Annotated in this window: 13 protein-coding genes and 1 pseudogene; 9 read left to right on the top strand and 5 right to left on the bottom strand. The window is 44.3% G+C overall.

The window, feature by feature from the left end:
• Positions 1 to 65: 65 nt before the first annotated feature.
• The 3 genes and pseudogenes from ACLGGO_RS26290 (at position 66) to ACLGGO_RS26280 (ending at position 3,281) form a co-directional block, all read left to right on the top strand.
• Positions 66 to 302 carry a hypothetical protein gene (locus ACLGGO_RS26290; protein ID WP_446421487.1) on the top strand — a complete coding sequence of 79 codons (237 nt, stop codon included), beginning with the start codon at positions 66 to 68 and terminating at the stop codon, positions 300 to 302.
• A 195-nt stretch (positions 303 to 497) separates the two neighbouring features.
• Positions 498 to 1,844, top strand: a complete 1,347-nt coding sequence (locus ACLGGO_RS26285; protein ID WP_446421486.1) for a leucine-rich repeat domain-containing protein — start codon at positions 498 to 500, stop codon at positions 1,842 to 1,844.
• Between the two features lie 325 nt (positions 1,845 to 2,169).
• Positions 2,170 to 3,281: pseudogene (locus ACLGGO_RS26280) on the top strand (IS630 family transposase).
• Positions 3,282 to 3,329: 48 nt separating this feature from the next.
• Here ACLGGO_RS26280 and ACLGGO_RS26275 read toward each other — a convergent pair.
• From ACLGGO_RS26275 to ACLGGO_RS26260, 4 genes are all read right to left on the bottom strand, one after another.
• The gene (locus ACLGGO_RS26275; RefSeq protein WP_446421485.1) at positions 3,330 to 3,887 is read right to left on the bottom strand and encodes a leucine-rich repeat domain-containing protein; all 558 of its coding nucleotides are present in this window, start codon (positions 3,885 to 3,887) and stop codon (positions 3,330 to 3,332) included.
• On the bottom strand, positions 3,874 to 4,008 hold the full coding sequence (locus ACLGGO_RS26270) for a hypothetical protein (protein WP_446421484.1): 135 nt from the start codon (positions 4,006 to 4,008) through the stop codon (positions 3,874 to 3,876). The genes ACLGGO_RS26275 and ACLGGO_RS26270 overlap by 14 nt, the downstream gene beginning before the upstream one ends.
• 4 nt (positions 4,009 to 4,012) lie before the next feature.
• Complete coding sequence (locus ACLGGO_RS26265; RefSeq protein ID WP_446421483.1) at positions 4,013 to 6,802, bottom strand: DUF3987 domain-containing protein; 2,790 nt, start codon at positions 6,800 to 6,802, stop codon at positions 4,013 to 4,015.
• 395 nt (positions 6,803 to 7,197) lie between these two features.
• Positions 7,198 to 7,587, bottom strand: a complete 390-nt coding sequence (locus tag ACLGGO_RS26260) for a hypothetical protein (protein WP_446421482.1) — start codon at positions 7,585 to 7,587, stop codon at positions 7,198 to 7,200.
• Between the two features lie 202 nt (positions 7,588 to 7,789).
• Here ACLGGO_RS26260 and ACLGGO_RS26255 point away from each other — a divergent pair, with 202 nt between their 5' ends.
• From ACLGGO_RS26255 to ACLGGO_RS26245, 3 genes are all read left to right on the top strand, one after another.
• Positions 7,790 to 8,011, top strand: coding sequence for a hypothetical protein (locus ACLGGO_RS26255; RefSeq protein ID WP_446421481.1), 222 nt, complete (start codon positions 7,790 to 7,792; stop codon positions 8,009 to 8,011).
• 481 nt (positions 8,012 to 8,492) lie between these two features.
• Positions 8,493 to 9,086 (top strand): hypothetical protein, encoded by a 594-nt coding sequence (locus tag ACLGGO_RS26250; RefSeq protein ID WP_446421480.1) that lies wholly within the window; start codon positions 8,493 to 8,495, stop codon positions 9,084 to 9,086.
• A 36-nt stretch (positions 9,087 to 9,122) separates the two neighbouring features.
• Positions 9,123 to 9,713, top strand: coding sequence for a protelomerase family protein (locus ACLGGO_RS26245; RefSeq protein WP_446421479.1), 591 nt, complete (start codon positions 9,123 to 9,125; stop codon positions 9,711 to 9,713).
• Positions 9,714 to 10,334: 621 nt separating this feature from the next.
• On the opposite strand, the gene ACLGGO_RS26240 is transcribed toward ACLGGO_RS26245, so the two are convergent.
• A complete protein-coding gene (locus tag ACLGGO_RS26240; protein ID WP_446421478.1) occupies positions 10,335 to 10,568 on the bottom strand; it encodes a hypothetical protein in 234 nt (77 codons plus the stop codon).
• A 423-nt stretch (positions 10,569 to 10,991) separates the two neighbouring features.
• On the opposite strand from ACLGGO_RS26240, the gene ACLGGO_RS26235 reads away from it, so the two are divergent.
• The 3 genes from ACLGGO_RS26235 to ACLGGO_RS26225 all read left to right on the top strand — a co-directional run bounded on the left by ACLGGO_RS26235 (position 10,992) and on the right by ACLGGO_RS26225 (position 12,194).
• Positions 10,992 to 11,135: a hypothetical protein gene (locus ACLGGO_RS26235; protein WP_446421477.1), complete on the top strand. Its 144-nt coding sequence runs from the start codon at positions 10,992 to 10,994 to the stop codon at positions 11,133 to 11,135.
• Between the two features lie 270 nt (positions 11,136 to 11,405).
• Positions 11,406 to 11,597, top strand: coding sequence for a type I restriction-modification enzyme R subunit C-terminal domain-containing protein (locus ACLGGO_RS26230; RefSeq protein WP_446421476.1), 192 nt, complete (start codon positions 11,406 to 11,408; stop codon positions 11,595 to 11,597).
• Between the two features lie 96 nt (positions 11,598 to 11,693).
• Positions 11,694 to 12,194, top strand: coding sequence for a hypothetical protein (locus ACLGGO_RS26225; protein ID WP_446421475.1), 501 nt, complete (start codon positions 11,694 to 11,696; stop codon positions 12,192 to 12,194).
• Positions 12,195 to 12,673: the final 479 nt, after the last annotated feature.

Genomic DNA, 12,673 nt, shown 5'->3' with positions numbered 1-12,673 from the left:
AGATTTGGTTACAATGTTTAATGATAGTCTCTACGAAAATGACGAACAACTGAAGGAAGGGGAAAATGAAAAATCAAACCCAAATAACTACTTTTTCTAAATTGGAGCAAGAAAAAGCATTCTCATTTAGAGAACTTGAAATGGAAGAACTAGAGCAAATAGTAGGAGGACAGATAACTACGCCTTCTGCTGGTGACCTGAATGAATTTTTTAGCGAAATCAGCACTACGCTACTCTATGCTGACGATTCTTCCACAAAAAGAAAAAAAAGACTTAGAAAAAACAGACATCCTAAGAAATAAACATAAGAGTAAGAGACGCGAGAATTTTCATTATTGGAAACAAACCAAATCAATACACTGCACATAGTTACTATGTGCAGTCTACGTTAAGGTTTAAGCATTTACGATCGCTCTAAGCTGTTCGCGTTCTACGTCAGTTAATAAAACCTCTAGGTGCAATAATCTGGGGGTAAAAGATGTCAAAAAAGAAGTAAAATGAAACGGATTAGCGTACTTGCTCTCTTTTTAAGTCTGTGGGGATGGGGATATGGAGTTGCTATAGCTGCCCAACCCAGTTTGGGGAGTTCTTTTAGAGAGTGGTGTCTCCAACGAACCAGTTTATCAGCCTCTTTAAGAAAAACAGTCGAGGTACTGTTAAAAAAAGCAGGTACAAGTAATTGTTCTCAAGCTGATAAAATTCTGTCAAGTCTGACTGAGCTTTACCTCATCGATAACCAAATAATAGATGTTAGTCCTCTCTCCTCTTTTACCAATCTGACTGTGCTTTTCCTCACCAATAACCAAATAACAGATGTCAGTCCTCTCTCCTCTCTTACCAATCTGACTGAGCTTGTCCTCGACAACAACCAAATAACAGATGTTAGTCCTCTCTCCTCTCTTACCAATCTGGGTTGGCTTGACCTCAGGGAGAACCGAATAACAGATGTCAGTCCTCTCTCCTCTCTTACCAATCTGACTACGCTTTTCCTCGACAACAACCAAATAACAGATGTTAGTCCTCTCTCCTCTCTTACCAACCTGGCTTGGCTTTACCTCAGGGATAACCAAATAACAGATGTCAGTCCTCTCTCCTCTCTTACCAATCTGACTGAGCTTGACCTCGTTGATAACCAAATAACAGATGTCAGTCCTCTCTCATCTCTTACCAATCTGACTGCGCTTGTCCTCACCAATAACCAAATAACAGATGTCAGTCCTCTCTCCTCTCTTACCAATCTGACTGCGCTTGACCTCAGCGGTAACCAAATAACAGATATTAGTCCTCTTTCATCTCTTACCAATCTGACTTGGCTTTACCTCACCAATAACCAAATAACAGAGGTCAGACCTCTATTTGGACTTACCAATCTGGAGTTTCTTCACTTTGAAAATAACCAAATAATAGATATTAGTCCTTTTTCATCTCTTACAAATCTGACTTGGCTTGACCTCAGCGGCAACCAAATTATAGATGTTAGTCCACTCTCATCTCTTAATCTGACTTCTCTTGACCTCAGCAGTAACCAAATAACAGATGTTAGTCCACTCTCATCTCTTACCAATCTGATTGAGTTTTACCTCAGCGATAACCAAATAACAGATGTTAGTCCACTTTCATCTCTTACCAATCTGACTGGGCTTGACCTCAGCAGTAACCAAATAATAGATGTTAGTCCACTCTCATCTCTTACCAATCTGATTGAGTTTTACCTCAGCGATAACCAAATAACAGATGTTAGTTCACTCTCATCTCTTACCAATCTGATTGAGCTTGACTTTCAAGATAATCCCATAGCACAGCCAAATTGCCCAGTCAGCCCTCCCAGTGTTTGCTCTTTTTGAGGGAACGTCCTAGGGATTGAGCCGAGATACGTGCGAAATCGTGCAACGAGAAGCTGAAACATTGATTCTGTCGAAACCTTCTGAGACTTTTTGCCGTTCAAACACCCCTCAATAAAACCTTTATCCTGTAAGACTTTGAGGGCTATCTTGCACTTTTTTACACGTATCTCGGCTCAATCCCATTGTCATACCAAACTACTCCTGGACATTCTGCTCGTAGCTTTTTCTTCCATTGCTGCTGGCACAGTTCGCACGTCCACCCTAAGCTGCTACGCAGCTTAATTGTATAATATAAAGACAAGGTAAAGAGCGCGGTCACCAGGATATGCCAACCAAAAATCATCTGTCTCAAGAGCAGAAAGAAAGACTGATTAAACTCCTAAAAGAAGCTAATGAGTATTATGTCAAAGAAAAAGTTTTAATTATATTACTGATAAATGACGGGAAAACCTATCAAGAAATTAGTGATTTTCTTGATATTGCTTACACAACAGTTGCTTACTGGTCAGTCCATGGTGATCCAGATAATCCTCAGAGTTTTATCGATAAAAGAAATCAAGGTAATTTCCATAAATCCACCCCAGAATACGAAAAAATATTGCTCTCGACTATCGAGACAGATCCAGGAGAATATGGATATGAATTTGGACGGTGGACAGCGGCAAGGCTCGCTACATATCTAGAACAAGTGACAGGAATAAAACTCAGCGGCTCACAAATATCAAGGATACTACATAAAAAAAAATACGTTTACATTTGGGCAAAATACAGTCTAGAGGACAAACAAAATCCACTGCACAGACAAGCTTTTAAACAGAAATTAGCCTCATACTTAAAAATAACGATAGAAAACCAAGCCGTTTACAGGTATGGTTTTGGGACGAAAGTGGATTTAGTTTAAGAGTGATAAGGAGAAAGAATTGGGGTAAGAAAGGTCGGCGAAAAAAAGTCACTGGACAAAGAAGAGTGGGTCGAGTAAATATTATGGGTGGATTGAGATATCATGACAAGAAAAGATTAAACTTTGTGATTAAAAAAGGAGATTCTGATACTTTTTATGAGCAGATTAAATCATTAAATGCTGCGGTGATTCAAGAATGGATAGACCAAGGCAATGAAGAGTCAGATTTTACGGTGTCTGGTCCGAAGATTGTCATCATACTTGACAATGCTAGTTTTCACAATAAAAAAGATATTTTGATAAAAATAGAAAGGGAGATGCCTCATATTATTTTAGAGTTTTTACCAGCTTACAGTCCTGATTATAATTTAATTGAACTCGTTTGGCATTCAGCGAAAGAATATATAGCTAATCGACTATTTGAATCAGTAGAAGAATTAGAAAAATTGCTACATAAATTATTAAATGAAGGAGAGCTTATAATTAAATGGAATAGAAAAATCAAAAACAAAGGCAATGCTGTTTGTCCGGTTTAGCTGCGTAGCAGCTTACTAACTTTTTAAGAGGAAAGCTAGCGCATTCCCTCAAAAAGAGCAAACATTGCGAGAGCTGACTGGGCAAGTTGGCTGTGCTATGGGATTATCTTGAAAGTCAAGCCAAGTCAGATTGGTAAGAGATGAGAGTGGACTGACATCTGTTATTTGGTTATAGTTCAGGCTAAGCTCAGTCAGATTGGTAAGAGATGAGAGTGGGCTAATATCTGTTATTTGGTTGTCCCAGAGTTTAAGCTCAGTCAAATTGGTAAGAGATGAGAGTGGACTAACATCTGTTATTTGGTTCCTAGCGAGTTTAAGCTCAGTCAGATTGGTAAGAGATGAGAGTGGACTGACATCTGTTATTTGGTTACCACCGAGGAAAAGATTAGTCAGACTCGACAGAATTTCATCAGCTTGAGAACAATTACTTGTGCCTGTTCGTTCTAACAGTACCTCGACTGTTTTTCTTAAAGAAGCTGATAAACTGCTTTGTTGGAGACACCACTCTTTAAAAGAACTTCCTAGATTGGGTGGGGCAGCTTGAGCTACTCTCCATCCCAATCCCCAGATAATTAAGGACAGTCCGATAATACTAATCCGTTTCATTGCTATCAACCTCCTTGAAATCACCGCGATCAAAAGCCGGAAACTGTTGTCCGCCATCATTCATGAAGATCCAGCCTGTTGACAGAGGTGGATTAGGAACATCAATTAATACAGCTTCCACCCATTCAACACAACCATCTACATCCTGATGAAGTGACGTACCCAGCGCTGCCCTTACGGGACAGCGTGGGCTTCTGATGCCTTGAATAAGGCGCTAAATAGGTCTTACCAACTTCCCCCACATTCTCAACATCTTTATCGTTTGACTCTGACTGTGCCAGTTCTTCCCCGCTGGCGGTTTGCTCTTGTGCCACTTCCTCTTGTTTAACGGGAGCAGGATGAACCGGGGTAGCATCCACTATCACATCAGATGTGGAATTATCACACTCTTGGGGAATCTGAGAAATTGTTGGGGAATCGTTCCCTTGGTTATCCTCAACTGCTGAAATGCTTTCTAGTTCTTGGTTGTGGACATCTTGGGTTAGAGTCGGGGACGGTTGAGAATTTCCCCCCCCCTCTAAACAAGATTCTGTTAAATCATCCTCACTATTATTAGGAGGTGATTTTTTATCCTCAAAGCTTGATGAATGACTAGAGAAATTATTCCCCAAGTCCCCCGTGTTGTCCTCAACCCCTTGGTGATTGGTGGTTTCAGATTGGGGACTGGTTTTCTCTTCAGGTTCCTCAAGTGTTCCCAAGTTAGGGGAAGGGTCAGAATTGGGGTCGTTATCTCCATCGTTTTTGCGCCAGTAGTATTCCAGCCGATTACCTGAATTACGGGTCTGACCATAGCCCATATTTACGGCTTCATTCATCCAGTCCCTTACCGTTTGAGCGGGTGGGCGTTTTTTCTTGGAGAATGTTTCCTGGATTTGCTTCGCTTTAAGCCAGCCATCCTTGCCGTTAGTTTCCAGTCGCTTGGATAGTTCAATCATTTTTAGGATGTGACTGGGTAAATTGTCATCATCTGAGTTGGCGTGGATGACTTTAACCTGACCCATATAGAAACGGGAAAGCTGGATCGCCATCTCCATAATATGTAGTGGGATTTCTGCTGACGGGCAGTCTTTACCCTCTGCTAATTCCCAGAGAACATGCAGGTTGAGCGCCAATCGCCCAATGTAGCCTTCCATCTTCGAGTAGACCGCAGCCATCCCAGAGTGGGCATGAGTCACTCGTAGCCGTTCGAGTTGTTTATATATTTCCTGATAACGCTTGAAAGCCTCACGGGATAAGTGATACTCCATCTCTGGCAGTCGGTCAATCTGGCGGTAAAACTGGGTAATGCGATCGCTGATTTGAACTGCCATCCCATCATCATCATGAAGCACAGATGCTTGTAAGGGCTGATTGACAAATAGGAATCTTGCCCAGTTTCCATCGGGGTCTGAGCAGTCTTCCATGTACTGCTTTAATATTTCTGGTTGAATTGTTCCTAAGATGCTCATATAAATATGAGTCAGATTAACTTTTACCCCGTTGGCTCGAAGGATAGTTTGACCGGCACCATCAAAGTAACTGAGTAAATCCTGCTTATCGCTGCCCCGTCCATTACGATAGGCATTGCTGGAATTGAAATATCCGGCTAGTTCATCAATCAGCGCCAGTAAAGCCTTATCTGGGTCTTTCTGTGCCTGTACTGGAATCGCTTCCCCAGTGGCATTGGTGAAATAGTATAAAGTTGGATCTTTGGGTTTTTTAGGCTTTTGTCCCTGTTTGGTCTGTTCCCATTGCTGCAGGGCAGTTTCGTAATCTGCCATAGCTGCCTCATAAGCTGCCATCTTCTCCTTTTTGAGGTTGTTTAGTGGCTGACGGACAATGTTGTTGAAGATTGGCGATTTCTTTTGACCGCTGGGGCTAACGATAGCAGCATAGACAGTTGATGGTACTCGGAAGTTTTGATTGCGGTGTAGTACCAACTCAGTACCAGTTTTGTGTAAACTGGATGCCCCGGCGAGTAAAGATGTGAGGGCGACAGTGGGATTAATGTTAAGCCACTGACACCACTGTTTTATGGGAGTGGCTAGACCGTCTGGAATATAATCTGATAGCTCTAGTTGAGCGTCTACTTTTTTGAGTAGATCCGCAACCTGGGAGTGATTATCCGTCCGGAGAGCTTCTGTGTCCGCTTCAGCTAAGCGCTCATTGTAAATCTTTCGTAGCTCGGTTACATAATATTGATGATCTCGTGCGATTTGGTTGAGTTCCTTGGTTAGCTGTGACCCTGTGAGTCCCTGATTAATTAAGCTGTCGATTTTTCTCTCTAGCTCAGGTGATTTAGGTGGTTGTAACAGTGTCCGCTCTAAGCTGGCTCGGATTTGTGCTACGTACTTCTTATCCCAGGTATACTCGCTCACTCCTGCCCGTCTCCTTAATAGATCTAAGGAAATATTAGCTTGGACGGTATTGCAGGGTTCCAGGGCGGCAATGATTAGCTGAGCGATTTTTGCGGCTTCCCTTGGTGAGAGTTCGCACTTTAGGTTTTCCTCCCAAGATTGAAAGGGTTGAGGCGCGATAAGAGACTCGACGGGCAAGAGCATCAGCCCGATTTCCTGAAGCTTTTCGGCATCTTTGGTATACTCCAGCAGCGTGCCGCCAATCGTTAGTACCTGGATTTGAGAAAAGGGGACACCTTTTAAGCGAAGTGCATAGGCGGTTGCCCTGACCCAATACTCGTCGGGTTCCTCAACCCAGTATTTGCCAGCGCTTAACTCTTGGATAATTACATGTTCGTCGGATGGGTTGAGGGCTTCTAAAACTTCCTCAGCGCCTATCTTGTAGTAAAGCCCACCTTTCTCTAGGAGGTTGCAGAGTGCGAATGTGTCCCGTGCCCATAGGTAGGATGAACTTTTTTGGGACTCGGAAAAATCTTGTGCTGCGGCTACAATGTGAGTATTAGTGCCATTTAGTGGCATGATGACCTCTGTGTTTGATAATCCTTCAGCTTTAGAATTGGACGTTCGGGGGGCTGAAGGGTGTACATGGAATTAGAGGTAATGAAGGAGGGCTAGTAAAAAAGCTAGCCCCTTCCCCTCTAATCTTTTGGGTTTATCAGTTTAATGTACCGCTTATTAGTGCTGAGGAGCTACTGAGAACAAAGGTCATGATCGCACCCTCAGGCTCTGTGCCACTTCACCCCAAAAAAGCATTCAGGCTAGTTTAGGCTGACTGGGGGCTGATTGGGGGCTGATTGGGGGCGCGATCGCTCTTTTTTAGTCGGGCGATCACACCTCACCTCTGTATCACTCCTCCTAATTGAACCCATGCTCAGGCAATAGAACGCTTAAAAGACACAGATATTTAACTTCAGTCATCTCACGCTTGAATCAGTCGATCCTTTTTCAAACCTCTGTTTTCTGCGTCTCCCAGCGTCCTTGAAGCAGCCAAAGACTTTACTCGCTACTTCACTTTCTGAGACGTTGTGCTGCTGGGCTTTACGCTTAAGAAAGTTTTCCTTGGCGGCTTGGTTGCCTTCCGAAGCAACCCACTGAGACACCGCCTCAGTTAATCCCTGTGACTTGTTATATCCCTTCGAGCCGCAAATAAGCAAAAATTCGTTGTAGAGGGTTCGGGGAATGCTGCCTGATAAGTCCTTGGAGTCAAACCGAACAACAGGCTCTCCATCTAGCTTGCCTCTGTCTGGGTGGCTCTCAATATCCTTTTGCAACTCTTCGGCTGTTTGAGGTTGCTTTTTCTTCATGTATGGTAGCGCGAATGTACTTCACTCTCATATTACGCCTATTAGGGTATCTAGCAGAAATCCTGTTAGAGGAGTATGATTATTTTAAATAGAGAGAGCGACCACTCCCGTAGGAGCGATCGCACCACGCCTAGAGACTGCTACCAACAGGACTCTAAGCGCTACCACTCCACTGTTCATGCCAATGGAGGGCAACTTCATAATGTCACAAACCGTCGAACATCGCGGCGGTGGACGAACCCAAGCCCAGGTCAAACCGTGGGCGATTGTTCATAGTCCGCCAAAACAAAAGCCGAGAATTACTCAGGCTTACGTTAACCGCCAAGACGCCGAGGACGCCTTACGCTTCCTCAAGCGCTGGGTGAAAAACCCAAACAATTTCTCGGTTGCGTTTCTGGGGGAAACTGATACATCACTTTATTAAATGGGGCTTTCGATGTGGTGGACTTTAGCAGCTTTACGCCACGGTGTTTGCAGGTGATCCGAATGCTAATCAGGGTATACTAAGGGTTCCATCAGCGATGGGTATCATACCTTAGATAGTACCGTTGAGTGGATGGTGAGAGAGCATCGGGGAAGAGCGATCGCGTTCCCTAAAATTCTCGCATCCCCCAGACACTTAGGCAATGGTGTCAATGCAAGACGACTTGGGCAATCCTCTTGAGGTTTCCTTTGTCCCATAGCGATCGCACTCGTGAGTGTGCGGAAAGCTTCTTTCGTGTCCTTTCTTGACTGCTCTCACGTATCGCACTCCCTCAACCTCACCATTTCCCAAGACACCCAGGGGTGTACAATGTACACCCCCATTTTCATCCTCTGCCCCTTCGCGCTTTCTTATACCTACACCCTTGTTTATGAGTATAAGTATAAAATAATAAGTATAGGTAAGCAAGGGGTATGAGTATATGACTTTTTACTGGTTAGACCAAAACCTTTGGGGCAAAGGCAGACAACCCGCCCAATGGGAGGCACAACTTATCGATGAGGCGTTACACTCTATGGAAGGGCTGACCCGCTCTAATGAAGATCAACTTCTCCAATTACGCGATCGCCTGACTCAACAATTCCTCCAGCACGTTGGAGAATCCAGCCTCAAAAACTGTTTCAGCCGCCTCCACAAAGCCATCAAGATTCATTTTTCGCCCTCTTCGGGACGGCTCACTCAAGCCAACAGTGTTTCACATCCCACCAAAAATGAGCCTGTACATATCGCTCTGCTGTTGGTGGACACTCCCCAGGAGATCAAAGATCAAAACAATGCCCTCCATGGTGAAGCCCTGGAGTATAAGCACAGTAATGTTGCCTATATTGATAATCCAGACGCTATTATCAGCAAGGGACGAGAGTTACTCGAATCAGCCATAACCTCTCATCGTCAGGGAGATTTCTGTAACTACCGAGATTTGGGAGCTTCCTTGTGCCTGCTGGCAGGCTTACAGCACTTTCTAACACAGTGTAGTACAGTAACTCTAGGACAGCTCTGTTCTGCTCTTGTTTAGGTGTATCACATCGAGTCTGAAAACGCTGTACGTCCTGTGGAAGCTTTACGAGATGCTGTTCTAGAACCAAAAAGCAAATTTACTGTAATCATGGTTCAAGGACAAGCGAAGACCAGGGGAGAGGAACGAGTGTATGAGATGCCCACTCTGATTGAAGCTGATAAAGTTCTAGAAGGTTACTCCATACTCCGAGAAATCTTCGACGCCAGCGACCTGAATGACAATGAAATTCAATCTTATAAGAATGGGGTGCGCGACCATGTAATCGCTAACTTCAAGGACTTGATACCGACTCTGCAACGACTCAATGGGGAAAAGCAGGTCAATACTCAGAGGTTAAGAGCAGTGTATGACGCGATCGCTACCTTTTACTACTGCCCTGCAAAAGTGAAAGACTTTGTGTTCGTCAAAGCCATCAACGGACATAAACCCCAGAAGGGACGCAGTGATGCGGCGATGCACTACCTGGACTACCAGATAGCTGATCAAGTCATTGCCCAATACAATGGCAAGCGCCAGGGCGTGAAACTTAACCAACATCATGCCCAACATCAACTTACTCCCACACATAACTCCAAGGGCAGATTCGCCCCGAAAATTGAAGAGGTTATCCAGTTGGAATCTTGATCCGGTCAGGGAGTTCACGAATGCGATCGCATCCCTACGCTCAAGGGGGTGTACAATGTACACCCCCTTACCCGTCAATTCCCTCTGGCACTATAACTTAATAAAGCTTAAACGATTAACAACCAACATTGAACAGCGCCCCGGCTTGCACCACGTCGGCGATCGCATAAACCCAAAACCTGAAACCCTTTATTTGTAGACTTGTTTGTGCGCCATGGCGCACATTCACTTGTCCCGGTTGGAATCACACTCAACAAGTGGGATCACCAAGGATAAAAACTCGCTCGAAAGTGTGCGGAAAGCTTCTTTCGTGTCCTTTCTTGACTGCTCTCACGTATCGCACTCCCTCCCCCAACCTGTCAAACCCCTAACCCGACAGCATTTCAGGTTTCGGGTAAGGTAGCGATCGCATTCCCTAAAATTCTCGCATCCCCCAGACGAGTTATAGTCTGGAGGATTTTAGTTTACTGGACTTTAGACTAAACGATTCCATCCCCGCTTCTCTTTGCGGGTGCGATACGTCAGAGCAGTCCGATCGCACACTCCTGGGCGCGATCGCATCCTTACTCCTTGCTTATGGACAAATCTCTGACATTTTTCCCACTAACTCTAGTTGGAATCTTAGCGGTACGATGTACCGCCCAGCCAAGGAGTCCAGGAATGCGATCGCGATCCCCAAATCCCAACCTCAATAACCAACTCAATTTTCCTGGTTTTGCGGCTTCTCCACACCTGACCCGTCACCCCATGCCAGTTTTCGCCAAGGATCGCAGAATTTTCCCGAAAATCACTCTCTTCCCGGAGGCTTTCGTTACCGAACCCTGCTATCAAGCCACTTTTGATCAATCTGATCACAAGTTCAATCCGGTGATCGCATCCCTACGAAAAAGGGGGTGTACATTGTACACCCCCTTACCCGTCAATTCCCTCTGGCGTATAACTTCATAAAACTTAAGCGATTAATAACCAACATTGAGCAGCGCCCCGGCTTGCACCGCGTCGGCGATCGCGTCCAACTCAAAACCTGAAACCCCTGATTTTTCGTACCTATAATGAAGGGAGTTGTTCCAAAAATCCGCCGCCTTTATGATAACTCCAAGGCGATGGATTAGGATAGAGGATTTGGATCATCGAGTTTTATCTTTTGAGCCTAGTTGAATTGCCAAATATCGCTATGAGATTCTGGGTTTCTTAATATTAGTGACTCATAGACATCCTTAACCGTGGGATAGAGAGACTTAAGTGACTTCATGAGTATGACGACAGCCTGACCTTAGCATGAGACAACTTCACCTTTACAATTTGATCATAAGTTTAATCGTGCGATCGCACTCCATCTCCCCACCCCTAACCCTTTGGATTGAACCCAAAAATCGCCAATTGAAGGAAGAACGATATGCGATCGCGCCCCCAGTCAGCTAAAGAGTCAGCCTAAACTAACCTGACTTGAGGTGAAGTGGCACAGCCGAGATGCTGAGATAATGACAGCGGGGATTTCACTGGCTCTGGGGAGAGGGCGTGATACGTGCTTACATCCTATCGGACACTCCTGGGCGCGATCGCCTCTTTATTCCTTGCTTATGGACAGACCCCTGACATTTCCCCCACTAACTTGAAGCCTTCGCCAGACAACGCGCCGTCTGTATCGCCAACAAATAAGCCTTCGATTTCTCGGATCAGAACTTCCCATATTTGCTGCTGTTGCTGGAAAACCACCGTAATGGGCAGAAGTTGAAGGTTGAGGTTATTGTAGATCGGGAAGCGTTTGACCGGGGTCAGTTTAAGGCACAAGGGGGGTTTACTCGGATTAATAAGGCGTTTGATGGAACGTTGGAGGCAATTTTAGAGGAGATTAATCAGGCGCTTTGGCAGGATGTGGGTTAGTTTTCAGTTGTATCGTGGTCAACCAACTTGATCGCCGGGAGACATCGACCAATCTATCAATAGTCATTACTCATCCTACATTTTTTAGTTAACTTTATGACAGCTCAAGTTCCTGATACCTTTTATTACAATGGCGAGAAATACGAATTAGTTGAGTGTGATGGAGAAAAGTTCATTACCCCGCAAGATTACGGTATGTACCCGGATATGTTGCACACCGCTTGCCACCGAGGGTTTGTTTCAACCTATGAAATTACTAATGAGGGGTTGTTTTTGAAAGAAATGACCATCGGTGAGGTCATCCCCCGCTGGAAACCCATACAAGGAATAATGCCGAGAGATGATTCTTGGGGTTCCTACACATACGAAGGATTGAACCTGTTAACACCATTTACTGGAAAAATCCAACTTGGCAAAAACCTGCTTATAGACCCTAACGCCCATATGGGCTATCCTCCCAAAATTGCTTATCAGACGTTGTTAGAATTTTCCTTCAAGCAGGGGAAAGTAACCTCAGTTTACGACCTTTCCGCTATTAACGCTAAAAACCGAAAAAACAATCGCTTCTTTCTGGAAGAATTTTCTATTGAAGAATGACTGTAATTGGCCCTTAAACTAACAATTCTGGAAACGACAACCTCGGCAATCGGCTAAGATTTTAAAGCGCTGCTACCTTCAGCCGATTGCTAAACTTTGAAGGCATAGTTTAACCCGCATTTCTCACAAACTAATTTGAGAAGCTAATTTGAAGGGGAAAATTATAACTTTCCATGCGCAGAATAGAAAACTTCCAGATTCTCCAACAAAATTAACCTGACATTGCTAAAGCTTACCCGACGTATTCGATAAAATGAGCGTTAGTATGGGCAAATTTCCATGACAAAATAGACGGAAAAGAGCTTCAGTCATTTTCACAACTATGCTGGTTATCTTCGAGAGCGAAAAACTTAACTCGTATTGGGAATGGCTTGAATTCTTGAGTGCGCGATCGCTAAAATATCTTGATAGGGACAAGAACTGGATATGGCAATAACAATTCTTCTCACACTGACTGTGATTCTCGCTCCTAACTTAAG

The sequence above is a fragment of the Coleofasciculus sp. genome (assembly GCF_046565525.1).
Taxonomy (GTDB): domain Bacteria; phylum Cyanobacteriota; class Cyanobacteriia; order Cyanobacteriales; family Coleofasciculaceae; genus Coleofasciculus.
Note: the sequence above shows the minus strand (reverse complement) of the source record. Positions and strands in the feature narration are given on the sequence as shown.